The organism is Herbidospora sp. RD11066 (genome assembly GCF_054661255.1).
The window spans coordinates 1-239 of the sequence record NZ_BAAGDO010000350.1 but is presented as its reverse complement, the minus strand read 5'-3'; the positions used below and the strand labels follow the sequence as shown (position 1 = coordinate 239).

Here is a 239-nt window from a genome sequence, read left to right as displayed (position 1 = left end):
GTCGAAGCCAGAGATGAGCTACACAGGATGCTTAATGAGGATGAATTAAGAGATGCAGTGCTGCTTGTTTTTGCCAACAAACAAGATCTTCCGAATGCTATGAATGCTGCTGAGATCACCGACAAGCTTGGCTTGCAATCTCTCCGACAGCGACACAGGTATATCCAGAGCACCTGAGCTACCTCTGGGGAAGGTCTATATGAGAGACTGGATGGGCTTTCCAACAACATTGCTAACAA

General features: G+C 46.9%; 1 protein-coding gene. It reads left to right on the top strand.

The genetic code is table 11. The features are described from left to right. On the top strand, positions 1–177 hold a 177-nt coding region (locus ACYQ78_RS40085), incomplete at its 5' end, for an ADP-ribosylation factor-like protein (RefSeq protein WP_459806233.1). Between the last annotated feature and the right edge of the window lie 62 nt (positions 178–239).